Annotated in this window: 25 protein-coding genes; 2 read left to right on the top strand and 23 right to left on the bottom strand. The window is 31.3% G+C overall.

The genetic code is table 11. From position 1 onward, the window contains the following. Window positions 1-21 precede the first annotated feature (21 nt). The 5 genes from QH639_RS19560 to QH639_RS19540 all read right to left on the bottom strand — a co-directional run bounded on the left by QH639_RS19560 (window position 22) and on the right by QH639_RS19540 (window position 11278). Complete coding sequence (locus tag QH639_RS19560; protein WP_281116216.1) at window positions 22-8766, bottom strand: phage tail tape measure protein; 8745 nt, start codon at window positions 8764-8766, stop codon at window positions 22-24. Between the two features lie 28 nt (window positions 8767-8794). After that, on the bottom strand, window positions 8795-8932 hold the full coding sequence (locus QH639_RS19555) for a hypothetical protein (protein ID WP_281115079.1): 138 nt from the start codon (window positions 8930-8932) through the stop codon (window positions 8795-8797). 122 nt (window positions 8933-9054) lie between these two features. Then, complete coding sequence (locus tag QH639_RS19550; protein ID WP_281115078.1) at window positions 9055-9180, bottom strand: hypothetical protein; 126 nt, start codon at window positions 9178-9180, stop codon at window positions 9055-9057. Window positions 9181-9416: 236 nt separating this feature from the next. Then, window positions 9417-10424, bottom strand: a complete 1008-nt coding sequence (locus QH639_RS19545) for a phage tail tape measure protein (protein ID WP_281115077.1) — start codon at window positions 10422-10424, stop codon at window positions 9417-9419. A gap of 434 nt (window positions 10425-10858) precedes the next feature. Further along, entirely contained in the window at window positions 10859-11278 is a 420-nt protein-coding gene (locus QH639_RS19540) for a PBECR3 domain-containing polyvalent protein (RefSeq protein WP_281115076.1), read from the bottom strand. A 398-nt stretch (window positions 11279-11676) separates the two neighbouring features. Here QH639_RS19540 and QH639_RS19535 point away from each other — a divergent pair, with 398 nt between their 5' ends. Further along, window positions 11677-12438: a DUF3800 domain-containing protein gene (locus QH639_RS19535; protein ID WP_281115075.1), complete on the top strand. Its 762-nt coding sequence runs from the start codon at window positions 11677-11679 to the stop codon at window positions 12436-12438. A gap of 353 nt (window positions 12439-12791) precedes the next feature. Here QH639_RS19535 and QH639_RS19530 read toward each other — a convergent pair whose 3' ends face one another. From QH639_RS19530 to QH639_RS19510, 5 genes are all read right to left on the bottom strand, one after another. Further along, complete coding sequence (locus tag QH639_RS19530) at window positions 12792-14465, bottom strand: zinc-ribbon domain-containing protein (protein WP_281115074.1); 1674 nt, start codon at window positions 14463-14465, stop codon at window positions 12792-12794. 190 nt (window positions 14466-14655) lie between these two features. Next, window positions 14656-15183 carry a hypothetical protein gene (locus tag QH639_RS19525; protein WP_281115073.1) on the bottom strand — a complete coding sequence of 176 codons (528 nt, stop codon included), beginning with the start codon at window positions 15181-15183 and terminating at the stop codon, window positions 14656-14658. A gap of 77 nt (window positions 15184-15260) precedes the next feature. Beyond that, complete coding sequence (locus QH639_RS19520) at window positions 15261-15950, bottom strand: hypothetical protein (protein ID WP_281115072.1); 690 nt, start codon at window positions 15948-15950, stop codon at window positions 15261-15263. Between the two features lie 136 nt (window positions 15951-16086). Beyond that, window positions 16087-16314, bottom strand: coding sequence for a helix-turn-helix domain-containing protein (locus QH639_RS19515; protein WP_281115071.1), 228 nt, complete (start codon window positions 16312-16314; stop codon window positions 16087-16089). A gap of 259 nt (window positions 16315-16573) precedes the next feature. Then, on the bottom strand, window positions 16574-16786 hold the full coding sequence (locus QH639_RS19510) for a helix-turn-helix domain-containing protein (RefSeq protein WP_281115070.1): 213 nt from the start codon (window positions 16784-16786) through the stop codon (window positions 16574-16576). 172 nt (window positions 16787-16958) lie between these two features. Between QH639_RS19510 and QH639_RS19505 the strand changes: the two genes are divergently transcribed. After that, window positions 16959-17399, top strand: coding sequence for a hypothetical protein (locus QH639_RS19505; protein ID WP_281115069.1), 441 nt, complete (start codon window positions 16959-16961; stop codon window positions 17397-17399). 58 nt (window positions 17400-17457) lie between these two features. Here the strand turns inward: QH639_RS19505 and QH639_RS19500 are convergent, their stop codons facing one another. The 13 genes from QH639_RS19500 to QH639_RS19440 form a co-directional block, all read right to left on the bottom strand. Next, a complete protein-coding gene (locus tag QH639_RS19500; RefSeq protein ID WP_281115068.1) occupies window positions 17458-18237 on the bottom strand; it encodes a phage regulatory protein/antirepressor Ant in 780 nt (259 codons plus the stop codon). Window positions 18238-18437: 200 nt separating this feature from the next. Next, window positions 18438-19442: a tyrosine-type recombinase/integrase gene (locus QH639_RS19495; RefSeq protein ID WP_281116215.1), complete on the bottom strand. Its 1005-nt coding sequence runs from the start codon at window positions 19440-19442 to the stop codon at window positions 18438-18440. A 66-nt stretch (window positions 19443-19508) separates the two neighbouring features. Continuing rightward, window positions 19509-20015 (bottom strand): hypothetical protein, encoded by a 507-nt coding sequence (locus QH639_RS19490; protein WP_281115067.1) that lies wholly within the window; start codon window positions 20013-20015, stop codon window positions 19509-19511. A gap of 2 nt (window positions 20016-20017) precedes the next feature. Then, window positions 20018-20515, bottom strand: a complete 498-nt coding sequence (locus QH639_RS19485) for a hypothetical protein (RefSeq protein WP_281115066.1) — start codon at window positions 20513-20515, stop codon at window positions 20018-20020. A gap of 71 nt (window positions 20516-20586) precedes the next feature. Further along, window positions 20587-21558, bottom strand: a complete 972-nt coding sequence (locus QH639_RS19480) for an Ig-like domain-containing protein (RefSeq protein WP_281115065.1) — start codon at window positions 21556-21558, stop codon at window positions 20587-20589. Window positions 21559-21596: 38 nt separating this feature from the next. Continuing rightward, a complete protein-coding gene (locus QH639_RS19475) occupies window positions 21597-22355 on the bottom strand; it encodes a hypothetical protein (protein WP_281115064.1) in 759 nt (252 codons plus the stop codon). 11 nt (window positions 22356-22366) lie between these two features. Further along, window positions 22367-22888 (bottom strand): hypothetical protein, encoded by a 522-nt coding sequence (locus QH639_RS19470; RefSeq protein WP_281115063.1) that lies wholly within the window; start codon window positions 22886-22888, stop codon window positions 22367-22369. Beyond that, on the bottom strand, window positions 22888-23544 hold the full coding sequence (locus QH639_RS19465) for a hypothetical protein (protein WP_281115062.1): 657 nt from the start codon (window positions 23542-23544) through the stop codon (window positions 22888-22890). Before QH639_RS19465 ends, QH639_RS19470 begins: the two co-directional genes overlap by 1 nt. Continuing rightward, a complete protein-coding gene (locus tag QH639_RS19460) occupies window positions 23531-23785 on the bottom strand; it encodes a hypothetical protein (protein WP_281115061.1) in 255 nt (84 codons plus the stop codon). Before QH639_RS19460 ends, QH639_RS19465 begins: the two co-directional genes overlap by 14 nt. Next, window positions 23782-24180, bottom strand: coding sequence for a hypothetical protein (locus QH639_RS19455; RefSeq protein WP_281115060.1), 399 nt, complete (start codon window positions 24178-24180; stop codon window positions 23782-23784). Before QH639_RS19455 ends, QH639_RS19460 begins: the two co-directional genes overlap by 4 nt. A 12-nt stretch (window positions 24181-24192) precedes the next feature. Next, entirely contained in the window at window positions 24193-24657 is a 465-nt protein-coding gene (locus QH639_RS19450; RefSeq protein ID WP_281115059.1) for a hypothetical protein, read from the bottom strand. A 75-nt stretch (window positions 24658-24732) separates the two neighbouring features. After that, entirely contained in the window at window positions 24733-25749 is a 1017-nt protein-coding gene (locus tag QH639_RS19445; RefSeq protein WP_281115058.1) for a hypothetical protein, read from the bottom strand. Between the two features lie 43 nt (window positions 25750-25792). Then, window positions 25793-26329, bottom strand: a complete 537-nt coding sequence (locus QH639_RS19440; protein ID WP_281115057.1) for a hypothetical protein — start codon at window positions 26327-26329, stop codon at window positions 25793-25795. Window positions 26330-26335: the final 6 nt, after the last annotated feature.

Here is a 26335-nt window from a genome sequence, read left to right as displayed (position 1 = left end):
GGTAGGGGAGTACCCTACGCCTCATTTATTAATTCTCATAGTAGCTATTTTAGGTAAATTTTTTATTGCATCTTGTATCTGATTGCTATTTGTCACGTTTGGGAAAGATAAAGATTCAATTTTGAATACCTGTGAAGTAGATTGTTGAATGGGATTTACCATATTTTTAAAATTAACAGGATTAAAGAAATTTGCAAAGTTTCTGTTTAAATCAATAGCTTTAAGGAGATTTTTAGTATCTTCTTTATTTAAGACTATTTCTTTTTCGTGTAGGAAAGCTAATTTACCTTGTGCCCCAAATTCTCCTGTATAACCTCCTGTGGCAAATCCATACTTATCTTCCAATTCTTTTTGTGACAAAGACGCAACATCTTTCAAGCTCATCTCTTTACCATTATAAGAAATATAAGCATTAGGATCTTTGAGTGCATCTTTTTTTGTGGATTTATCAAGAGCTTTGAATTCATCTGTCGTATAAACTTTTTTATTTGAGCTATTTGGCTTTTCCTGTTCTTTAATTACTTCTTTACTAGCCATAAGCTGCTTTAGAGCATTTTGAGCTTCTTCCGCTAAGATTTTCAATTCATCTACATAGCTTCTGAAATTATTTTTCATATAGTCTATATTAGTAGACATATTTGTGAAAATACTATTCCAAGCTTCGTGATTATCAAATTTAATCGTAGTTAAGAAATTAGAGTTTAAATTAGATAATTCCTCAGAAAACTGATCGTAACTTGAGATTTCTCCAGATAATGCTTTATCAGTTATTTGTTTTAGCTGATTAAAGTAATTACTTTTTGCTTCAAGCTCATCTCTTTCAGCATTTCTAGCTTCTTCTTTCTCAAATTCAATTAATTCTAACTGCTTATCACGTAATTGCTCATTAACCTCATCAATAGCATCTTGATCTACAACATACTGATATTCCCAAGTACCATCTTCATTTTTTCTTAGTTGTTGGATATTCTTTTCAAGTTGAAGATTAGCTAATTTTTGTTCCAGTTGTCTGATTTCTAATTGTTTTTGAAGTCGTTCTAATTTCTTCTTATCAATTTTATCAGAACTGTTTAAAAGATTAAGTTCTTCTTGACTTAATTTGATATCATTTTTATGAGCAAACTCAATTAACTTTTCAACTTCAAGTTCTTTTTCTAAACCTTCTAAATACAAATCTTGTGCTTTGTATTTATCCTCAAGTTTTTTCTTAGCTTCTTCTTCAGTTTTACCATCGAAAATTTGCTTTTCAATTTCATTTAATTGACTTGTAAATTGATCAGAAAGTAACTCTTTGTTTAGATTCTTCTGTTGAATATATGCATCTTCAATTAACTCATTGTACTCTTTAACTTTACTATTAATGATATTCCATTCATAACTACCTACTTCTTGTTCCTGTAACAAGTTCTGTAAATGTCTTTTCTGATTTACAAGCTCTTGAGTATATGACTTTTGTTGTTTTAATATTTCATTATTAATTTGAATTCGTTCAGTAATATCAGCATCATTCAACATATCCAAAGCAAATTGTAAGTCATCAATTTGATCAAGGAAATTAGCGTTATTCTTATCCCAAATCTTCTGTTGGGATTCCATCCATTGAGATATTAAATCCTTTTGTTGTTGGATAGCATTGGTGATGTTATTTTTTTGATTTTGTATTTCTTCCTTATATTTTGCAATAGTACTTTCTGTTAAGGTTAAATTCGGATTGTTTAATACATCTTCTAAAGCTTTAATTGTCTCATTAGCAATTTCAATAGATTCTTTTGATAATTTTATATTACTACTATACAAGAAGGCAGCGTCATCTTTATTGAGTTCATCTTGAAGCCTTACAATTTCTTTTGTCAATCTTTCAAATTCTGATTGATTATTATTTGATTTAGCGTTATCTAATGACTTTTGAAGTTCTTTAATCTGATCTACTTTTGGCTGTCTTTGCTTGTTATATTCTTCAGATAATTTATTTAAACTACTAGAGTTTACAAATTTATCTTTAAGTTTTCCTAATTCAGATAATGCCTGATCGTTATCTGCTTTAGCTTTCATTTCTCTACCATGCTCAGACATTCCTAAATTAAACACTTTACCTGCGTCATCTAAAGTAAATTCAAATTGTGGAAGGTTTGTAAATAGACTCTTAACATCGTCTTTAGTTAGATAATTACCTTTAATTAAATTGTTTCCTATAAGCTTGTCTACATACTTTAATGCACCAGTTTCATCAGATTCAATTCCAGAATGCTTAAAATCTTTATTTATAGAAGCAGAGTTAGCATTATTCCATTGCGTGAAATTGTCCAACGATAATAATGGTGCAATATCTCGTAAATTATTTAATTTACTTACCTCATCGTCTGTCCAATATCCCTCGAATTTTTGATTTAAGTTTAGGGCAGAGTCAATGAGACTATTGATTTCCTCTAAAGGTAATTCCTTTATGTATTTATAAACAAAATCTTCAACCGTTTTAAAATTCTTAACTAAGTCTTTACTCCAAGCCATCGAAGTGCCTACGCTGAAATCTGCTCCAGAAGTAATCTTTGACCACAATTCCTTAGTAGAACTGTCTATTCTATCGTTTTGTTGATTGAATGCAGAATCTAATACATCTTGTATATCAGTGTTTTCAGCATTTTTATTAATTGCATTCAATAGTGGGCGATAAAGAGTTGTTAAATTGCTATAAATTGCTTCTTTAATACTATCATTTTTGTAATTTGGATTACTGTACAACTCTAACAATTGAGCAATTTCATCAAACTTAGATTTTTCATCTGTATTTAATTCATTTAAGGCTTTAGTATTATGTTTCAAAGCTGCCATGTAGTCAGAGAAGCTACTAAAGTATTCCTCAGTACCAAATAAGCTTTCCTTTGACAACAACTCAAAATTAAATCCATTAGTACCATTAGCATATGCAGGGATATCCTCTAAGAATTGCTCAGTTTGTTTATTTGGAATAACATGTGTACCTTTAGGTAAATCAACTAATTCAGCACCCTTATTTCCTGATAGGGCAATACTGTTATTAGGGTAAACAAGGAGTTCTCGACCTTCTTCGCTTATAATCGCATGTCCACCAGTATGACCACCGTTCGTTCCTTTTGCATAGGTAGGTACATTTGATGCTTTACTGATACCTTGATTAAGTTTTTTGATAGGTTCTTTATCTCTAATTTTATCCAATAGATTACTTGATTTAGTAACTTTTGATTCTAAAATAGAGATTTTTTCATCAAGACTTGCTATTATATCATCCCAAATACCACTGTATTCAGAACCAAAATCACCCATCGCAGATATCATTTCTGCCTTCATGTTAGCATAATGATTTTTTAGCTCCGCAATTTCCTTCTTGGTCATATTCTTAGTTGATTCTAAAAGTTTGTTGTTTTCATTATCCTTTTCTTTTTCTTTGGATTTAGAAGACATTTCCATAAGAAGTTTAACTTCTTTTTCAAACTTTTCAATTGCATCTAGAAGAACCGTATGGAATTGTTCTGATTTACTTTTCATCTCTTCATAGAATTTTTCTGCTTCAGTAATCTGTCCACCATAAGAAGATGAACGGATATCTTGAATAGATAATTCTACTGACTTCAATTGTTCGACAGGGTTTTCAATTAACTTAGATAAATCTAAAACATTTCCTTCAGGAAGTGAGAAGTTGAAATCTAAATCTGTACCACTTAACTTACCGCCATCTAACAAATCCAAATTAGCTTGTAGTTGACTAGATAATCTGCTGATTTCTTTTTGAGATTTGTTAGCTCCACTTATTAACTTATTAAAATTTGTTTCCTCAAGTGATTTTGTGTACTCAATGATTGCAGAATTACTTTCCATCAATCTAGATTTTAAATCTTTTAATTTCGATTCGACTTGAGCTTTTTGTTCATCGTTGTAAACAGGGGTAGATGCAAGCTTATTGTACTCAGAAACAATAGCATTCGACATTTCTCTACTCTTCATTAACTGGTCAGAAATTATGCCAATTTTACCATCAAAATCTGATTCACTAAGTATCTCTAATTTTTTATTTAGAGTATTAATAACATCAGAAAATTCTTCAATGCGTTTTTCAGACTCTTTAATTACTTTATCAATGTTTTTTGATGCTTCACTGTATGCATTAGATTCTGCTTCTTTAATTTTATTAGCTGCGTCAGATACATAGGTCTGGATTTGATTGTAAATTGATTGAATTTGACTTACTTGACCTCTACGTTGCTCGATGTAACCTTCAATCTTATCATCATAAAGCTTAGTGTCATAACCTTTTGCAATAGCAGTGTTTCGGTCAATGATTACATTAGCGATACCTTTGTCAATTTTTGCAATAGAATCCTCTATTTCAGACTGTACATTAGTGTATATATCAACTTTTAACTTTACATCTTTATCATCAATTAAACCTAACTTATAATTGAGAAAATCGATTTTATCTTGAGTTTCACCTATAGCTTTATCATCAATTTTAAATTTAGCTTCAGAAGCTTGATAGAAAGTGTCACGAATTTCATTATTAGTCTCCTGAATCTTTAACTTCAAATCTTGATACTTTTCTTTTAAATCTTTTAAAACTGATGCTGAATGATTCCCAGATTTAATTTCTTTTTCTAAGTCAATTAACTCTTCTTCATTAATGATTTGAATTTCTTCTAGATAGTCGATAATTTCAGATAGTGCAACTGCATAATTAACTACATCATTTTCATTCAATACGGCATTAGTTAAGTCGATTTTATTTTGAGATGCTTTACGTAACTCTTCATAATACTCTGACAGCGACTCAAGTTTTGAAATGTCAACACTTTCAATACTTTCCTTAACATCCCACCATGATAGAGATAATTCACTCAATTGAGTTGTTAGTTCGTCTTTGAAAGCAGGGGAGAGGTCAGTGCGTTCTAATTGCTCACGAATGAAATTAGCTTCTTTATGTAATAAGTCTTGCTTATACTTTAGATGCTTTGTTTCCTTTTCTAATTCATTACGGTAAGCTTGAGAATGTTCAAGTTGTTGGTCAGCAAGAATATTAGACTTCCTAATTGAACGGTCTACACCTTCACTTAAATGATTATAATAGGCAAGATTAGACTTAACTAATTCTTCATTTAAGTTTGAGATTATATCTTGAGTGCTAAGTGCGTCCTTTTGTAATCCTAATAAATCTGATTTAGCTTGGTCGATAGCTTGTTGAGATGTGTCAATACCAATTCCAGTACCACCATTAGTACCTTGAAATTGATTGAAGTATTGGTTAGCATAATCTTGACGTTTTCCAACTGCTGAACCACCAGAACGTTCAAATAGTCTATCAAATTCAGATGCATGTTGGGAAGCTGATAAGTCATTTCGCTGTAGGGAAGCTAATGATTTCTTTTCTGAACCTTGTAACTCTTTCCATGCATAATCCAATTGTACTTGTAAATCAGTCCAAGATTTGCCTAATGATTTAGCGTACTCTTGTAAACCATTCTTACGTCCACCTAACCATTGGAAGATACCTGAAGCACCACTAGATTTATTTACAGCACTAGAATTAAAGCCTGATTCTTGTTGAATATTACCCATGATTCCAGCAATTGCTTTATCGTTTAAGCCTTTATTTTTAAAGTAATTCCAAACAACAGCTTGTTGACTACTTGAAGATGAGTAGGAGGCTGATACTCTGCCATTTCTAGCATCATTTAAGTAATTAGATGGGTCAATAGGATTACCATTTTTATTTATCTCGTAATGTAAGTGATTACCTGTAGAATTACCAGTTGAGCCAATTGTACCGATTTGCATACCTGCTGTAATAGTGTCGCCAAGTTTAGCTATAGCTTTATCTAAATGAGCGTAGATATGCTTCATACCATTAGTATCTTGAATAACTACTACATTACCGTATGAACCATGCATACCATTCTTTTTAGCGTCACCACTAGCTACAACTTTACCACTAATATTAGCATCTAATCTAGTACCTTTAGCCATAGCGATATCAATGCCACGATGGAATTCATTTTTACCATTTAACTTTCTATTACCATAACCACTTGAAATTGTACCATTCCAACCACTTAAATTTTGATTAGTAGTAGGGGAGGAGTTAGTTGATATCGAACCAGTTTGCTGAATTTTACCTGATGCAATTTGGGACTGTAACGCTTTAGCTTGCTTCTCTTGTAAAGCTAATTTATCTTTTTCAAGTTTAATTTGCGCTTCAAGATGCTTACGATACTCTTTAGAATGTTCAGGATACTTAGCTTGTAACTTTTGCTGTTTCTCAATTTCTAGTGTTAACGCTTCGAGTGATTGTTTATATTTATCAGTTATGTATATTGAATCTTTTGTTGTAGAGTTTTTATCTTTTTGAGAATTAGTGCTATCCTTAGTAGCTTTACCTGAATTTTCTATTGCAGAATTGAAAGAGTCGATAGTACCAATATTAGAGTTTAATGATGACTGTAAATTATCTAATTCAGATGTATAGTCACTAATTTTAGATTGAGTTTGACCTAAAATAGTACCAGAACGATAAGCTCCATAACCAGCAGTATAGCTATTAGGATCTTCATCCTTCATTTTCTTAACTTGCTCATTGTAGACTTCTTGCATTTTAGTTTGAAGAATATTTAATGCCTGAAGTTCCTTTTTGATGTTGTCAATTCGTGCCTTAGTAGCACTAGCTTGAGCAAGTGTCATTTGTTGTTCGGCAGTTAATTTACCGTCACGAGCATTTTTATAACCTTCAAGAAGAACTTTATTCGCCTTGTTTTCAGCTTTAATAGCTTCTATTTTCTCAGAAGTTAAAGCAATTGCTTTTCCATCCTTACCAAGTAAATCTGGATACACACTAGCTAATTCATTCATTATAGTTAAACGTTCTTCTAATGTATCTTTTACACGTTTTTCTTCAGCATTTAAATTTTCTTTAGCAAGAATATCTTGAAGCTGTTGTTCCGTATATCCTGCTAATTGATCAGTTAGTCCTTGATAACGGAAAAGTAAATTATCTAAATCTTCAACAAATGCTTGTGATACGCCAGCTAAAGATTCAGTAACATCTTTGAAGTCCTGCATTTTTGATGCTAATTCTGAAACCGAATTTGCAGCATTGTCCATTGAATTAGCCATATCTTCAATTACAACTTCGCCATCAACAATTTTAATTTGTCCTTTTTCGATTGCATTTGTAAATTCTTCATAAGTCAATGTGAATGAATTTAATTCTTTGTCAAATCCTTTACTAGCCGAAGCTAAATCATTCAAACTCTTAATGCTATCTGCATACAAATCTGCGTCATTAGTATTAATTGCTTTTTGTATGTTTTCTTGAATTCTGCCAAATTCATCTGCAAAACCTTTTAATTGAGCATTATCAAAACCAGAAAAATCTAACGAAGATACAAAATTTTGTAAGGACTCAGAAACATTGGAATCAATTTCTAAGGAAGATTGAGCATCTGCGACTTCAAATATTTTTGCTTTAATTTTTTCACTAGCTTGTTGATATAGTTGTTCTAGTTGTAGTAACTCAAGTTCTTGAACAGAAGTATCAACACCATTTTTTTGCATTGACTCAATTATTTGTTTTTGTTGTTTTATTCTAGATTCTAAACTACCATAAATGAAATTAGATAATGAATCATACCATGAACCGTTAATTTCATCATTGAGTTTTTCAAATTCTTCAATTGCAGTGTTTACTGTTACTTTATTTTGAGCATCAATTAATTTTTCTGTTGCTTTTATTTCTTGTTCAATAGCATCTTTATTCTTTAAGTGCGTTTGACCAGTAGAGTCAACATTTGCGATTAAAGCAGGGAATATTTCACCAAGTTTTTGTTGTACTTTTAAATACTCTTCTTCTTTAGTTGAATCCCAAGAACTGTCGTTTGCCTTAGCATCAGATAAAGAATTATATTGAGTGATTAGTTTTTCTACTTCTTCTTTGTTGTTTGATAGTGCAGTCGTATTCTTTTCTAAATATAAATCAAGTTCTTCTTGCTTTTGAATGTTCTCTGATATTATATTTGTCAACTTCTCAATAGCAACACCTGCTACTGCAAAAACAATACCAATTCCTGAAGCAATAGCCAATCCTCTTATAGCGACACCTGCTAAAGTAGCAGCAGTACGTAAACCTGTCAATGCTCCTGCATATAATCCTGTTGCACCAGTAGCAGCTACTGTAGCAGACGTTGAAGCATATGTAGAAGCTACCAATGCTCTGAAACTACCACTAAATGCATATACCGCAACTGTAGCTACTGTAATTACAGGTGGTAATAATCCAATAGTTGAAACTACTCCATTACCAGAGTCAGTCATTGTTTCCATCGCTTTAGTTATAACAACAATTGAATCGTAGATAATTGTATCTCCAGCAGTCTTACTAAAACTTGTCCACGCTGTATCAAGACGATGTAATCGACCTTCTAATGATTGGTTATATTTTTCTTGCTCACGCATTGCTGAACCTTGAGAATTTAACGCAGTAGTTGTACTGTCAATCGCCATTGAGTAGTTATTCATTAAAGCTGATAATCTATTTTGTTGATATGTTCCAGCTACATTGATTAACGTATTTTGCTGTTGTTCTTTACTTAGATTTTGCCACTTATTACCTAACTCATCAATTATTTCTGAAACATCTCTCATTTCACCAGATGAGTCTCTTACCGAAACTCCAACTTCTGCTAATGCATCTTGAGCTTTACTAAGTGTGCCTATACGTGAAAAAATCGTTTTTAAACTATTACCAATAATATTTCCTGCATGTTAATCCATATTTTCATATGACATAGACTATATCATTATCCATTAAGGATACTTTGCGCTTCAGTACGTAGTTCATCATCGTACCTATGCCTTTATAATAGGACTTACTAGTCGTTACACCTTCAAAGAAGTTTCCTTCTAAGCTTGGCACGGGATTGCCACCACCATTACGTGCTGAGGTTTCCCCGTTAGCCTACTTTATAGTAGACACCCCTGAACAATAGGGTTCACAAAGTTATTCGACATATATTGCTATATGAAGGAGCAAGGAGTTTACTCGCGAGTCGCTGCGCCAATTGCCGTAGTATAACCGACTAATTGTTCTAAGTTGACACCATATGTCTTACTAGACTGAGCTGCTTTATTTCCTTTATGTTCGTATAAGCTCGCAAAACTCATACCGTTCTCTTATGAACTGCTATATGTTTCCATATAGAGCAGACTATATCAAACTCTCAGTGAGAGCCTTCCCGTTTCCATTATCATTGGCTAATAATGTACTCCATTTCTGGATAGTCGTTAGGCATTTACGAAATTATAAATTTCGATTTAGCACGGGATTGTCCTCAACTTTACTTGTTAGGAGTTTCCCCGTTTAGGGAAGTTTAGACGTAGAATCACTTCTACGAATGCCGTTAATTTAGCGATAAAGCTAGGTCTTTAGTCGTAATGCTATAGTTGTTATCTACTTCGTTTAAAGTATCTGCAATACGAATTGAATCTTCTTTTGCAATATTAAACGCAAGAGTAGCAGCAGTTAATGCATCTACCGATTCCTTTGCATTTAAATCTGAAATATTGGTAAATATTTGAGCAGTATTTGCTAAGTCCATAGCTTCAGTTAGAGTGTTGTCCATACGTGCGAACTCATTCAAAATTTCTAAGTACTCTGAAGTCAAACCTGACAAATCTCTTACATTTACCAAAGATTTCTCAATTGTCTCATTAAACTGATAGAGTGGAGCATCTGCAACCCTTTGTAACGAAATAAGAGCCGAATCTAATTCTATTACTCGCTCAGTTAAGTCTTGAATACCTCTAATTGGCAAGAAAAAGGCACTAGAGGCGATCATCCAAATTGGAAATTTGGTGAATGCCTGACTGAAAGCAGAGCCAAGCGAATTTGTTGATCTAGCTGCTTGGTTAGCGTTACTACTAATATTTGATAATCCTTGAGAAGCGTTACCTACAGTTCTTTGTAAATTATTCAAGTTGTTTGCTGTTTGACCTGAAACAGTATTAAACGCTTGTAATTGTGATATAGAATTGGTAATTGGAGCAGTTGACAAATTACTTAAAATATTAGAAGTATTTGTTACAGAACCAACCGACTTCATTTTTTTATCTAGCTCAGTTAACTTAGAGATTACTTTATTTATTTGACTCTCTAAGTCCTTCATGGCTTTGGAAGCATTGTTTGAATCGATATTAACACTTGACTCATTTAATTTTTTACTAATTAGCTTAGAGACTTCATTTAACTCTTTTTCTAAATTACCTTTATTAATACCAAGAGATACGAGTAGTGGATTTCTGTCGTAATATTTCTTTAATGATTGTATGTATTGATTGACATTTTGTTGAGATGTACTGTTATTAACACCCAAAGCAATCAATAATTCTATAGGATTTTTAGTAGCCATTCACATCCTCCTTAAAATTTATAAAATAAAAAGAAGAAGGTAAGCGAAATAAAATCACTCAACTTCTTCTTTTTATTTTTTATGTATTTATTAATTTAGTGTTGAAATAAAGTAAGACTCCACAAATTAATGTGAAGTCTTCTGAGTAGAGAATCAACTGATCCTCTATTTTTGACAAATAGTATTATCAAGACAACAGTCTTAATCTATATGTACATCTATTATATGCATAAAAAAGATAAAACACCCTACATTAATTTGAAGGGTGTTTAACGAAAGGTAAGTTATTTAGCAGGTGGCAATCTGCATCTCTTGTAAGACCAATATAAATTATTGGTGTGGCGGCTGCCTGTTCCGCCCTTAAATAACTTACCACTTATATCTTATGCTTAGTATAACATAACTATTCTTACACGTAAATAACTTTATTAAATTTACTTTACTTTTTTAACTCTGCCAGATGAAATATAGTTGTTAAGTTTGGAATCTTTAATTGGATAAGATGTTCTAAATACCAGATTTCCTTTATTATTAATTCTGACTGCGATCATTAAATTCTTATCTATCTTTTTTATAAACTCAATACTGTTACCATTCGGATGTATTCCTACGTATTCTGGATCTCGAAGGACATCTGGTATTGCTTTAACGTGATCTATGTATTGTTCTTCGCTATCAAAATCATTTTTATGTTTTTCAATATATGTAAATCTATCTTTCCACATTAGAATTTCTTTTTTGTTTACAGTAAGTCCTAATAAGTCAGTTATCTCATTAGTTATTCTTCCAATAGTATAAACTTCCTTGTCTAAATTATCTAAATCGAATAAATCTAATTGATTATCATCTGACATTACAACACCTCCAATCTACTTAATTATAAGTAAATTGGAAACATAAGTCGTTGATATAATTTTGATATAAGTTGTAATATTTAATCTCTGTAAGGAATAGACTCAACTTAAATGAAGAATGTAAACGAAATATAATTTAAAAAATCTAAGTTTTATATCGACATATTTTGATAATAAAGTTTAAAAAGTTATACTTTTCGTAATTAATGCATATACTTAATTGAAGAAAGATATAATACTATTAACTAAAGTTGAAATATAGTCTTTATATTCCAATTATAGTAGAATACAATGAATTGATAGGAAAAATGTCTTTACTTACTATGAGTAATTTCACTGTATTTTAATTTAAAAAAACAAACCAATAATCACACTATGGAAAGAGAGGGGACTCAACTTTGGGACTATACGGGTTTTATACAGATGAATCAGGAAATAATGGCTTTAATGATCTGAGGAATCAACCAATACTTTGCTATGCAGGCATTTTAGTGCCTATTCATAGACAAATACATCTTCATAATGAAGTACAAAAAATTTCTGATAATTTGAAGAGAGATATCAAATTAAAAGTTCAAGGTATTCCTTCTAAAAATATTAAGGATTTACCGTTTTTTAAGAATTTTGAGATTCATGGTAAAGCCTTCATAGACGGAGAAGATTTTTATTACAGCCTTGAAAATAATGATAGATTTAAAGTAGTTGAAGATTTACTTACCTTATTACAAGATAGTGAGATAAAGATAGTTGCTTCTATAACTGATAAACAAACATATCAATCTACTACTGGTATTAATGATCACAATAAAATGCATGTGGACGGGTATTCTGAATTAGTCACCTTAATAAACACAGAATTAAGTCAAAATGATGACTTTTCATTTGTCATATGCGACGATGGCAAACCGAGTGAAATTAGTAATTTTTATAGCGCATTAAAAAACCCTTCAAATAAGAGGGTTTATCCTGACTTACAAATTAAAGAATCTCACGATCCTAATTGTAATTTAATTCAATTAGCTGACTTAGTTAATTTCATTACATCTGTATACTTCAGACAGAAATATGGTCATCCACCAAGAAAGAGACATCAATCTGAAATTATTCAGTTCTACACTCAATTTCTTCAAAGTAAAATTATATTTAGTGAACACAAATAAAAAAAGAGGGGACGTACACAACGTGCGAACCCTCTTTTGTGTCGTACACAACGTACGACTTATTAATAAGTATATTCAAAAGATTTTAAAATATGACTAAAAAATTTTAAGAGCATAAGTTCTAAGTCATACACAACGTGTGAGTTAGTTACTAACGCTCCTAATAAATATTGAATTTAGTCGCACTCAACGTGCGAGCAAATTCATTGTAGTATGTACAACTTAGTCATACACAGCGTGTGAGCAAGTTGTTTGTACCCTCATTATCTTACAATTCGAACTGATAGTCAATAAATTTATTCAATTTTTATAAACTGACCCATTAGTTAGAGTATGGGAGATGTAGGTGAAAATTATTCATCTAATTTACCGTACTGCTTTTCGTATTGATCTCGGTACATCCAGCGATAACCATAAGCAGTCTTATTTCTTCCCTTACAACATCCACTTATTGAGGAGCTTTCTTTCTTGTTTAGACTTTTTGATGCATCTGCTATTGACTCCCACTGAGCTATTATTTTATATTCTAAATTTAGTTGAATAATAGGAATTCTACGATGTTTACTTGCTATCTTTTTATGTTCTTTGTTGCTGATTTTATAATCACAAATCCCCAAGTGTACACCTTTCTTTAAATAATCTATAAGTGTTGAATTACTTATTTTTAATTTTTCTCCCATTTCTAAGTAAGTTAATTTGTTTTTATTAGAATTATAAAAATTACAGACCTCGATAAACTTGGAATTTTGAGCATTCTTAGCAATACTTATCCAATCAAGTTCATCAAACTTGAAAAAACTAACTAGATCTGATTTTAGTATTGAAGCTTTAATATATTCAAAATCACTGTATCTAGAATCAATAACTATATAGTGTTTTATGCCATTCTCTTTAGCTAATTGTTCTTTGAATCTATCATTGAGTTCTTCGTCGTTTAAAGTGCGCCCATTGAGACTTTCAAATCCACCATTGTAGTGTTGTAAACCATGCACTTCAATAATCATATTCAGCGATGGAATATAAAAATCATATCTTTTATTATTTGCCCAAGAAAATATTTTTTGACACACGAAACTTATGTTTAACTGTGATAGCAAATTTAGCATAAATTTTTCAGGGAATTTAAACCCGTCAGAACATGCCTCGCAGGTGTTTATATTAGCAAGCATTTTATATATTTGTTTATTTTTTGTAACAAATCCACAGTCAGGGCATTTCCAATCAACTCTTTTACTACTAGACTGTGTATATTTATATCCATCTTCTTGATCAGCTAACAATCTAGCTAGTTCAGGATTAGTAGTCCACATGTCATTAAATCCTTTAAGAACTTTTTTTCCAGAACAATATGGACAACCATTACCTCTATTTCTGCTACCAATCACAGCCTCCCACTCATGACCACATTTACCAAGCCACCAAACTTTTTTTCCACTATTTGAAGTAATATCATCCGGAGTTAAATCGGTATTTAATTTTGGATGCCATTCATTTGATAATTCTGGATTCAGTGATGCTAGAGAATTAATTTTGTTTACTTGTTTTCCATTACAATAAGGGCATCCTGTACCATTTGTTTTATTACTAATAGACATAAGATAACTGTCGTTACATCTTTCACATTTCCACCAAACAGAAGTATGACTTTTTGGGGCATACTCATTTGGTGATCTGTAATTTTTTTCATAGTCCCATTCTAAACAGATTTTAGGATATTTACTATATAAATTATTCACGATTGTGGTACGTCTCCCACTACAAAAGGGACATCCTTTTCCTGAATGTCTACTATACACTACAGATTCCCACTTATGACTATTATCATTTTTACATGTCCACCAAACTTTTTTCCTGCTTCCTTTGGTGATCTGATAACTGTCCAAACCTAACTCATCATTCTTCTCAAAGTCCCATTCTTCGAATAGGTGAGGGGAGTGACGTAGCATTGTGTTTTCTTTCAAGGTTGACACTTTCTCCATATCCAAAACTTCACCTGTTTGAATATTTACATATGTAGTTTTACACATATTTAAATTACCTCCTACAGTAATTTTCCTAATTATAATAAATAGGGAAGTAAAGTTAGGATGCTTTACTTGTCGAGAAGGCTAGCTACTTCCTTTTCTATCCCTATAGTTAAATTTTAACATAAATTAATTATATGTCAAACTATTTATTATGTATTTATTTATATTTATTTTAAATCTATATCACATTTTAATTAGATAATTGATTTAACGCTTTTTCTTTTAACTTATCATTCTTTACATTAGACTCAATTAATTGTTTTTGCTTATCTAATTCTTTCTTATAGACATTTGCGATTTCGTTTGTTTTTCTTAGTTGATCAAAAACTTTTGTTACTTCTTCGAAAGTAAAAATATCATCAAAGAATAACTCAAAATCTCCACTATCATATAACCCTTTCAAGTATGCAATATTATCTTCTACAGACCATTTGGATAAAGTATCGTATAGGGAAGTGAAGTACTTAATAATTAGATATCCCAGATATTGTTCCATATCCGCATCATCTTTAAGATAATCAATATTATTGTCTTTGCAGTATTGAATAGTTTCAATTAATTCTATTATTAGCTTATCCTTTTTAGATTTAGAGAAGATAGGGAAGTAAGTGATACTGTGTCCTTTTTCTTCATCAAAATGATAAACCTCTTTTCGATTAACGTTCTTAGCTCTTTGTACAAAAAATGAAGTATCTACCGTATTTATTTTATTAGACATATACAATTCTCCTTATATATTTATGTATTTATTATAATATTATTTAAAATTAAACCCACTTTCGAAGTGGGAAGTGTTTAATAAGACGTTTGTTTATTTAAAACTATCTTCATCTTATCAAAAAACTCATTTATTGATTTGTATAACTCCAAGTGTTCATTAGAATTACGCTTAAGTCCAATATTACTACTATATAAAAAGACATCTGAAGAAGGATGTAGAACATCTTTTGTTATGGCTTGGATTCGAACTTTAAATATTACTTTTTTGTTTTGGATTCCTTCGTTACCGAATCCACCACTAACTGATTTGCCTATTGAAGCTTTATTAGTTGAGTTTACTATGACGATATCATTTTCAATAATATTAACACTGTTAATACTTTCTAATGGAAAAGCGTTAATCAAATAATAATTATCTAAAATTTCTATCCCTGTTGAAATATCAGCTCTAGTCATTAAGTACAGAGTATTTCTTTCTTTTGAAAACCCAACAACTCCACTCAAATCATTAGAAACTAATAGATCATCTAATTGGTATTTAAATCTCATCTCATCTTTAAGTTTTTTTACTGACTGTGGATTATTTTCATTGAATCTAAAGAATAATCCTATCGCTACTGCACTTATAATTAATCCTATTATCCCTAAAGTAGTTCCAATTTCTACAGATTGATTAATAAAATTAAATGCTAAAACCATTAAAAGTACACCCAAGATAAGAACTACAAAAGGTACAAGCCAGTTTAATGTTTTGTTATTGCTCATACAGTAAACACTCCTCATCTATACGAGGTAAATGGTTTAGAATGTTAAGGAAATCTAAAGATTTCGCCACCATTCCTCCAAATACATATTTACTATATAATAACATGATTATGTAATTAATGAAAGATTTTAGAAATTATCTCCTCTTTATTGTAAGGACTTCATTAAAATCTGTAATTTCTAATGCTTCCATTACAACAAAAAGGTGTTCTCTGTTAATTTGATTTTTATTGTTTCTGTATAAATCTGAAATTGTAGCTGCTCTTAATTCTACACCAGTTTTCTTTATGATCAATTCCCTCAACTCTTTTTGAGAACTAATTCCTTTAGAACTAGCTGCCTTATCAATTGTCAATTTTATCAATATTCTACACCTCTAATGTATATAAAAATCTACTAGAAATCATTATATGCACAAGAGGAATCGATTTCAATTTATTACATATTTACGTATTTCTGTAATTATGTTATATTTTTGATACGAAATTATTTAATTTGATGAAAAATGAGGGTGTTTATATTCAATTTAAATCTTATAAAAGTAGTTCTGATTTACTAAAATACATAATTATTCCAAGGTAATAAAAAGATACATATACATAAGATAGGGAATAGTTATGAAATTATTCTTCTTTAAAGTCTATAAGTTCTCGTATGTCATTAATTTCTAATACTTCTGCTATACGAGCTAAATGTACTCTATTCATTGCAGTTTTTCCATTTGTACTAATCTCACTAATGGTTGCCCTTCTAATACCAGTCATCTCAGATAATTGCTCTTGGGTTAGATTGTTCTCTTTCATTAGTTGTTTAAGTTTAACTTCTATAGTTTTCATAGTAACTAAACGCTCCATCCTAAAAGTACTTAACTTGATTATAACTTATTTACGAATTTCCGTACAGAAATGTATTGACATAATTTTTCAGTTCATGATACATTTTATTTGTACTTAAATACGTACAGTCGTACAAAAAATCTAACTCATAATTAAGAAGAGGAGAATGAACATGAATACACTAATCACATCAATCAAGCTAATTGCAAAAGGGGACATCCCATCACAAGTTGAATTACTAGGTAAGCCTATTTACGAAAATGGTAAATTAATATCATTCGAAACAATTTATCAAGAGTACAATTATGATGAAGATAACTGTCTAGATTACAACATAGAAAACTTCAACATGTCTGTGAATAGTCTTCCAGATTGTACATACAAATTCACCAGTTATTTTAAATTTAATGTAATATCTAAAGGTATCGTAGAGTTTGATTTCTGTGTATTAATTGATAATGTACCTAATAACCTTATCGACAGTATCGACTCACTGGTAACTCCATCAAATATAATAATTGATAATTTCACCTTCAAAGATGATTGCTACTTATTTGATTCGTGTATGTCAGTTAATGAAATTGTAGGTGTAGAAATCATTGATATTTATTAATAATAGGGAAGGTGAGAGTGTTTATTTCTCACCTTTTATTATGTATTTATATTGGACATTAAGCTATGTATTGAATATCTTGTTCAATCATTGGTAAAACATTATTTTGCTTTAAAATATCATAAAGGAATAGTCTACCTTTTTGTGTCCACTTGGTACTTACTCGTGTTTTATCTATATCGTATGTATAGGTTTCAGTTTTGGTATATCCTTTGTCATGATACTTAGAATATAAGAACCATACCTTTCCTTGTTTATACTGAATACCAAGATCGTGTAATAATCGATTAAATTTATTAGCACTCATACCATAATCTTTAGAAATTTCAGTAACGGATAGTGCAGAAGGTGATTTTAATACAATATCGTAATAAGATACTTTAGGTTTCATTTCACCAATCTGTTGTTTGAAAGTAGAATTCTCAATTTGTAAACACTCATTCTTTTCAACTTCAATTAGTAAAGCTTGCAATGCCTCTTTGTAAGTCATAGGTAGGGAATGAGTCTTTGATTTCAAAACATTTTCCATCTCTTCAAACCTAGTCACATATGTAGCAGTAAACAGGATACCTTTTTCACCAGTCATCTTGTTAGCTACCATGTCACAACCTTTCTTAGTTAAAAGGAAACAAGGTCGAGTTTGATTATTACCATCCTTATAAGTGTTTTCAATAAAGAAATTAGCCGAATCCAATTTTGGATTGGGGTCTAAAACTTCTAAGTACCCTTTAATATCACGTAGTAAGTGAGCATGTTGTTTTCCAACCATTTCTGCCACATCTCGGCTATCTGTTACTAACTGTCCTTCATGATTAATTACTTGTAATTCTTTTGTCATTAAATCTCTCCCTTTAGTTATTTTATGTATTTATTATTATAAAGGATGAAATCAATTACTGATTTATCCCTATGTCTAAATACTAACATGCGGAGAAATGAATATCAAGTATTAATTATGTATTTATTTAAATAATATTCTTATTTGATTAAATAACTCAAGTAATCCCCTAAGTCAAAGTAGGGGAGTAGTTCAGGTATCTATGACATACTGCCGAAAATATTATTCTTTTCTTCTGCATGATCACGTAGATCATAATGTGCAATTGTTGTAGACACATCATTATGATGAGCGACAAATTTAGATACTAGCTCAAGTGGTACGCCTTGTTCCAATAAGTATGTAACTGCTGAAGCTTTGAATAGGTGAGGATTAATACGTCTGTTTAAGATATGAGACAGTACGCTTTTACAAAAGTAATTAGCCCATCCTTCTTCTACTACTTTTATTTCATCACCATATTTTTTTGTGAAAACATATTCATGATCATAGCCACGTTTTTCAATCCATAAACGAATGTATTTAAGTGCTTCGAAATTAATCATATAAGGTTCTATTTTTCCATCTTCTCCAGAACCCTTCAGGCGCACATTATGACTCATTATATATGTCATACCTTCATCGATAGGGTAGTCCAAGATTTCAGTTTTAAATTGAATGATTTCATTACGTCTAGCACCAGTATTGAATGCTGTAGCCAACCAAGCCATACCTAAATAATTTTCATCATCTTCTAACACTTTCATCATATCTAAGTATTCTTCTCTAGTAATTTTAATTTTTTCATAAACTGGACTTTTTGGAATAGACGGTAATCCACGAGTGAAGTTTCTAAAGTTTTTGTATGGATTCTCTTCATCGTCATCGAAATCATCCATAACTACGTTTTCAATATAATTACATAGACTAGAGATAGCTGCTTTACGAGTACCAATTGCAGCAGGGGACATTTTTCTTTCTTCTCGCAGATACGTTAAAAATCTAATGACATCACGCTTTTTAATTTTGTAAATAGGTTTATTGTTTAATGAATTATAAATGAACCATCCAAATTGACGTAACATCGACTTATATTGTTTTTTAGTTTGAGGAGAATGAGATTGCGAAGCTATGTATTCATTAATTAAATCAACATATTCTTTATTTACCTTGCCCCACATTTCATCCGTCACTTCTGGTAGATTTCTAGCTCTTTCACGTAACATATTCTTGTCAATACTTAACTCTTTTTTACTCAATCCAACATTCTCCTTTCATAGAGTGATTGAATTTTACTTAACTTCAAGTCCTAATTTTCTATAAGAATCTTTAATCGCATTTATTAAATATGTCGGGTTAGCTTCAATTCTAGCTATGGTTTCTTGTACAAATGGTCTAGCCTGTGACCACTTACCTTGCCTATACCAGTTATCACTAACGCCATCCTCAATCGTATCTGTAATAAACTGACCGTACATACTATCTACAGGTTGTTCATATATAGGGGTATAATGTGATTGTCCCATTGTTAAGTTTTCAAATAGAACTCTAACTTTTCCATTATTTACTTCTACTTTGGTAATCTTCATATTACGAACGTCAGATAAACCACCGTCATTACCTCTACGTTTATATTCTTGTGGTATGTATTTTCTATATACAACATCATGTACAGCTTGTGACATTGTTTTAGCTAATATGGATTCAATTTTCTTATCACCGAATACTTTATTAATGATATCTCCACGTAGAAGCTGTCGTTGTAAGTCGTCTAAGCTTGTTGCTTGTATTTTGACCATACTTATTTACCTAGCGTGTTCACAACTTGTAATTTATCTAATTCCTCATTTAGAGAATTCTTTTCTAGTTCAGCGGTAAGTGTTTCGCCTAATTTTTCAATTTCATTTTTTCTATCCAGTACTTTATTTACTTCAGCAGGATCAAACATGTGATTTAGGAAAATGCGGTATAATCCTACTTCTTCTAACATTTCCATTGATGCATAATGAATATCGAAAGGTTTAGTATCAACTTCTGATTTAAAGGATGTAAAATGTTTAATAATTAAAAATAGTAAATAACGTGCAATTTCCTCATCTGTGTTCAGTTTATCTAATTTATTTTCTTCACAATAAATAATTGTCTTATATAATTCTTCAATTATTTCATTAATCTTAGTATCAGAAAATTTAGGGTAGTAGTAGATATACTCATCATTTTCTTTATCTAAATAAAACTTTTCCTTTTTCTCTAACTCTTTAACACGTTTCTTTACTTCAGATAACTTTAATTGTCCCACGTTAAAACTCCTCCTTGTTCTCCTCAAATAATAAAAAAGAGTAGGGGATTAACCCTACTCATGTTATGTATTTATACAACTACAACTTCAATTACATCAACGTTAAGTCCATCTGTTACTTTGACATTTGTTTCTCCTACAGCAACTCCTGTGATTGCACCGTTTACAAAAGTCGCTACACTGTCATCATCTGAAGAGAAAGTTAAAGTAGATGTATCCATTACGATATTACTGTACTCTCCACCACGAATACCATAAACAGTTACATTCTCTGATTCACCTACAGAAAGAGTTACTTCAGAAGGACTTGTAGCCAACATTGAAACAGCTACTTTAGCATTACCCACTACCTTCCAAGTAATGTATGCGTAGTTATTATCATTATCAGCTAACGCTTTACCGTTTAATGTAAACTGAGAAACACTATCATGTGTTAGATTCATTGATAAAGCACCGTCTAATTTATATCGAGGTGCGATAATTTGTTGCTCAAATACTTTATCACCATCTGCGTTGAAGATATCGGATGTAAGCACTAATTTATAAGCTTTTGGGAATGAATTAGCAGGAATAGTTAATTTATCAACTAATACATTGTACTGATATACAACTTTAGCTGTTTTGTTCGCTAAGGCTGGAACTGTTATTTCTTTGTTGTTGGCATTGATTGTGCTATGATTAGAAGCCATTTCAACATAAACTCCACCGATCGGTGTGTCTGATAAAGTACCTTTACCTGAAGCATCAAAAGTAATAGTTTCTTCAGTGTAGTATTTCGACATCTCATTTTTAATTTTTGAACCTGTTTGTAAAGCTAAATAGGTAGGAGAGAAATCAGCAGCCTCAATTTGGAATGATAATACCTTTTGATAATTATAAGTAAATTGCAGTTGTGATCCACGACCTGCAAATACTTCACTTTCTTGCATAGCTTGCTCCATTGTCGAACTTAGTAATGCTGTTCCTTTCACCACTAAAGTATCAGCTTGTGGATCGATTAACAATGCATCTGCTACTGAAACTGCGAATAATTTTTCTGTCATAAAATATTTTCCTCTTTTCTTTTTATGTATATTTTAATTTAATTACTTACTAAACCATTCTTTGAAGAAATATGATCTAACTGTTCCTTACTTAATATTAAATCATCATCTGAATTTCTTTCTTTAATATAATCAAGCCAATGCGGTACTGTAGCACCTTCTTTAAATGAAACCATTCCAGAGTATTGTGCGCTTTGTAATACATCAGCAGACTTAATTAAATCAATTCTTTCAATCTCTTTTCTAAATTGATAAATAGTCATATTTTTTATTTCTTCATAAGTAGTTTTTTGCACACACTTGTAGGCTATAATTTGCTGTTCCAAATCAGCCATTTTACTATTACGTCTTGCCAAATCACTTTTAGCTTTATCCTTCGCCTTGTCAAAATCACTACCTAATGAATCATTCTTCGTCTCTATTAAATTTTGCATACTTATGATTTCACGGAGTTTATCAAAGTCTCTTTCGTGCATCTCATATTTTTCATTAATATTGACAATAAATTTATCCTTTTCGTTAACTGTAATTTTAATTTTTTCACATCTGGTTACTAATTGTAAAAGTTTGATTAACTTTTCATATAAATGTTCATTACCTTCACTTAAACTAACTCCAATTAAAAAAGCAAGATAAGTCATTTTAATAAGTCTAGCATCACTCATAGAGTTCTTAGGAATTAAAAGACAAGATGACGCATCATAGAACTCAACAATATCTTTCATCAAGACAGGATAAATCGATACACCACTTACATATTTTGGGTCTCCCCACACGTTGTCTAAATCAATATTCACGAAAACTCACCTCACTGAACTGAGTTTGTAACATATGCCATTTTATAGCCAATGAAGCCATCTGGAGTATTATTGATAGGAGAGGAGAACGCTAGTCTAAAATCACCTATATCAGTTATATGTTTCTTATCTAATAATTCGTTCAACGTATCACATATCCAAGTCATTCTGAAATCTTTAATATCAATATCTACATGCACATACACATCGAAATTGTATACTTGATCGGCAACAAACACATTATCTTGTTGTCTACGTGCAGCAGGATTGTATGTATCTTGAGGTTTCCTTGTCCCTGTATAGAAACAAATCCTACATAACTCAGACTTTAAATCTAAATCGTATTTTTTATCAGATGGCATTAACACCTTTTCAACAATATCATACTTGTTTGGTAACGAATTTATATCTGGTTTCTTTGTATCTAGTGGATTATCTAATGAATTCTTAGGTATGTAATGAAGTAAACGTAGTAAATTTTCATGAGAAGATAACGTAATGAATAATTTTTTTAGACCACCTCTTAAATCCATTAATCATCACCAACACTTTCAACACGTTCTCCAGTAATTCTAAGAACGCCAACTTTATTAATTGATTTTGAAGGATCAATACGGATAATTCTATATGTATCATTGAACAGTTTAAACTTTTCATTGTACTTAATCGATGGAGCTTCGGTGTAGGGGATAGTAATCATTACTTGATTGTCTAGAAGGTTAATCGGATTATTAGTATCAGCAATGGAAGTAGAAGCATCATTCATCTTAGGAACACACGGCAACATCTTAACTTCCCCTTCGATAATATCGTACACTGGTCTACCTAATTCATCCTTACCGATTTCTACTTTTTGATCAGCATATTTTACAGGAAATTCTGTACTACATAACCTTGCTTCAGCTTTTCGATAAATCCTATTATCTTCAGGTTTAGTTACTACTAACCAATATTCACCATTATGCTCAATTAAGTTTCCTCTTTCGATATCTTCAATATTCCCAATAATTTTAACTGCTTCACCATCAGCATCCCATTTTTGATTCATCAATATCTTTGCTGGTTTTTCATAGTTAATCATTACTTCATACGATGCATAACTATCTAAGGATTTATTAAGTAGCAATAATGCATCATGAGTAATTTTGTCGCCTGTATTAGTATTGTGATAATTACTATAATCCTTCATTTTCGTCACCTTCCTCAACATAGAGTAGGGAAGGTAGTCTTGCTATATCTGCACTAACTGTCAAAACGACATTTCTTATTTCAGCTAATTCATTGTCGCTAAGTAACTTTTTATTCAGGTATAATTCAAGTAAGTAGAGTATTGCATTGTTTCTTTTACTCAATTTAGAGCAATAAGAATAAATACTTTCATCTTCAAATTCATTATTGATATAAGAGGATTTCACTTTAATATCACTCATAGAAAGTCCTCCATTGTATTAATAATTAGAATATCAAGCTTCTTTTCTTGTTCTTGAACAGATGCTTTTAAAGAGTTTATTTGAGTGCCAAAATTTCTTAATCCAACATCTGAAGCGAATGGTTGCCATAATGACTCAAAATATGTACGCTGATTTACCAAGAATGTTAATCTGATAAAATTAGCTAGAATTAAAAGGGAATCTTCTGATAATTCTTCACTAAAAGTTTCAATGCTTGTATCACACTGAATAGATGTTCTCATCCTGTTATTAAAATACATAGTTGCATTTTTAATTACTTCATGAATTTTCTCATTCGTATTAGGTAAATCAATGTCGGATACTTTACAGTTATTCAAGAAACATTTCCACACATCATCAAAAGTGGTATTCATTTATACCACCTCTTAATCAAATAGAATATCAGCGCTAACTCCCATCCATTCAGCTAGAGCGTCTAATTTACCTTTTGTTAAGTCATCTTTCATATCAGAAGCGACATCAATTACAAATTGTTTTTCAGAATCAACTGTAATTTTCTTTAGTTCGGCTTTAAGTTTGTTAATATTGCCACCTAATAATTTCTCGATATCTTCTTTTGTGTTAGTGTTGTTTTCATAAGTATCTACTTCAGTAATAGTGTCTTTTATTTCATTTACAATCACATCATCTTCTTGAATTACTAATTGTCCTTTGTCGAAACATGAAGTGTTCATAGTCAACCAATCAACTACTTCACGAGGAACAGCTTTGATGTCTGGACGACCATTTTTACTCCCACTCCATGTGTATTGTCTTTCTTGTCCATTTCCTGTGTACTTAACAAAATATGATGTATTGCGATAACGTGCTAATTTAACAGTCTCATTCATTTTTATTTCTTCCTCCTATAGTCCTTAAAATAAAAGGTGACTACAAATTAAGCAGTCACCTTAAGTGTTTATGTATTAATTTAAAGTAATGCTATCATCTTCAATTACAGCGATTGCTTCACCGTATACAAGGTTAATTGCTACATCTTGAGTAATTTTAACTTTAATTCGCTCATCTTCAATATCCTGTTCAGTCATTTGACGTAGACCACCGTATTCTACGATAGAAAACGGTTTTTGAGTAACACTACCTGCGAACATGTAACCTTTATTTACTGGTAATTCAACTTTAGAGTTAGTTTCGTCAGTGAAAGGATTTACAAGGTTTACAGCAGTTGTACGTTGAATAGTAGTAGGGTTAAGAGAAGTAAGTAACTCTTCTTTAACACCTTCAGTAAGTAATTCTTTTACAGTAGAATCACTAGCTTGCTGGAAAGCGAAATGATCAATAAGTAATGAATCTGCAACAAATACAGGGCGACCACCATATCGTTGAAGTACAGATGCTGCCTTATTATATTGCGCTAAAGTTAAATTAGTACCAGTAACTACGTTTGCTGCTGGAATTTTACCAGAAGTGATGGCAGATGCAGTTAACTCATTAATCTTGTCAAGGAATAATTTAACCTTTGCATTAGCTACTTCATTTACTAATTTACGGAAATATTCCTCAGACTCTTTTACTAAATCAAGAGGCTCATAATAAAAACCAGTAGAAAGGTGAGCAGGTACTGCAATGATTGATTTGCGTCCTTCTACACGCACTAAGTCTACTCCTGAACCGGTTGCAGACCATACTACTTTAGCTTTATTCTTTTGTGGGATTCGTAATTCAACTAAGTCACCACGTTGACGATTTTGAGTATTTGCAAATAGCGATAGTAAATCAGATACCATTGGTTTAGCGATTTGATCTGCTGTCTCAACAACTAATTGATTAAATTGATGTAACATTGTTGGGTCTGGATTTGCACCACCATCACCAAATACCTTTGTGATATATGTTTTAATATCATTTGAATCAGTTTCTTCCATTTTGTTATTATATACACGACTAAATAAACCTTTTAATTTTGTATTGTCTAGTGCCATTATTTTAATCTCCTTTAATGTCAAATATGTATTTTTAAAAATATTAAGCCTTAATTACTTCAAAGCGAATCATTGGTTTCCCAAGAGTGTATTGCATGTCTTCTTCATTGTTTACAACTAAGAACTGTGCTGAAGCAGTAGCATAATCAGCATGTGCAGAAGCTGCTTCAGAAACAATAAACTTTTTAGTAGTTACATCAAAGTGAGCAACTTGTCCATTTTTAATTTCACTAAGTCCTGAATTTTTAGTGAATGCAGAAGTTTCAAATCGAGTATAACCTTCTTCTAAAATTACACAACGAACACGTTCGCCAACTGCATTATAGAATTTAGTGATTTCTTCTCCAAGATAACGTGTCTCAGGAGAAGCTACTAATACAGCTTTCTTATCATTTGCAGATAATTGTTTTACTGTACGTTCTCCTTCTGCGTTGAAGCCTAATTCGCCCAACGTAAAATTATCAATATCTGCTCCTTCAACAATTGCACCATTTGCTACTGTTTTTACTTTTAGACTTGATAAATTACCTACCGCATGATTTCCTTGTTCTTGTAACGCTTTTAAAATATCACTTGCCATTTTTGT

This window comes from Lysinibacillus sp. 1 U-2021 (genome assembly GCF_029916965.1).
GTDB lineage: Bacteria > Bacillota > Bacilli > Bacillales_A > Planococcaceae > Lysinibacillus > Lysinibacillus capsici.
Note: the sequence above shows the minus strand (reverse complement) of the source record. Positions and strands in the feature narration are given on the sequence as shown.

Coding starts and splice junctions, on each gene's coding strand:
- QH639_RS19455 (WP_281115060.1), bottom strand. CDS start 24,180: ATGAATACCACTTTTGATGATGTGTGGAAATGTTTCTTGAATAACTGT.
- QH639_RS19530 (WP_281115074.1), bottom strand. CDS start 14,465: ATGTGTAAAACTACATATGTAAATATTCAAACAGGTGAAGTTTTGGAT.
- QH639_RS19440 (WP_281115057.1), bottom strand. CDS start 26,329: ATGGCAAGTGATATTTTAAAAGCGTTACAAGAACAAGGAAATCATGCG.
- QH639_RS19500 (WP_281115068.1), bottom strand. CDS start 18,237: ATGACAAAAGAATTACAAGTAATTAATCATGAAGGACAGTTAGTAACA.
- QH639_RS19505 (WP_281115069.1), top strand. CDS start 16,959: ATGAATACACTAATCACATCAATCAAGCTAATTGCAAAAGGGGACATC.
- QH639_RS19480 (WP_281115065.1), bottom strand. CDS start 21,558: ATGACAGAAAAATTATTCGCAGTTTCAGTAGCAGATGCATTGTTAATC.
- QH639_RS19540 (WP_281115076.1), bottom strand. CDS start 11,278: ATGTCAGATGATAATCAATTAGATTTATTCGATTTAGATAATTTAGAC.
- QH639_RS19450 (WP_281115059.1), bottom strand. CDS start 24,657: ATGAATGAGACTGTTAAATTAGCACGTTATCGCAATACATCATATTTT.
- QH639_RS19490 (WP_281115067.1), bottom strand. CDS start 20,015: ATGGTCAAAATACAAGCAACAAGCTTAGACGACTTACAACGACAGCTT.
- QH639_RS19525 (WP_281115073.1), bottom strand. CDS start 15,183: ATGTCTAATAAAATAAATACGGTAGATACTTCATTTTTTGTACAAAGA.
- QH639_RS19495 (WP_281116215.1), bottom strand. CDS start 19,442: ATGTTACGTGAAAGAGCTAGAAATCTACCAGAAGTGACGGATGAAATG.
- QH639_RS19520 (WP_281115072.1), bottom strand. CDS start 15,950: ATGAGCAATAACAAAACATTAAACTGGCTTGTACCTTTTGTAGTTCTT.
- QH639_RS19445 (WP_281115058.1), bottom strand. CDS start 25,749: ATGGCACTAGACAATACAAAATTAAAAGGTTTATTTAGTCGTGTATAT.
- QH639_RS19510 (WP_281115070.1), bottom strand. CDS start 16,786: ATGAAAACTATAGAAGTTAAACTTAAACAACTAATGAAAGAGAACAAT.
- QH639_RS19465 (WP_281115062.1), bottom strand. CDS start 23,544: ATGAAGGATTATAGTAATTATCACAATACTAATACAGGCGACAAAATT.
- QH639_RS19545 (WP_281115077.1), bottom strand. CDS start 10,424: ATGGCTACTAAAAATCCTATAGAATTATTGATTGCTTTGGGTGTTAAT.
- QH639_RS19470 (WP_281115063.1), bottom strand. CDS start 22,888: ATGGATTTAAGAGGTGGTCTAAAAAAATTATTCATTACGTTATCTTCT.
- QH639_RS19550 (WP_281115078.1), bottom strand. CDS start 9,180: ATGAGTTTTGCGAGCTTATACGAACATAAAGGAAATAAAGCAGCTCAG.
- QH639_RS19460 (WP_281115061.1), bottom strand. CDS start 23,785: ATGAGTGATATTAAAGTGAAATCCTCTTATATCAATAATGAATTTGAA.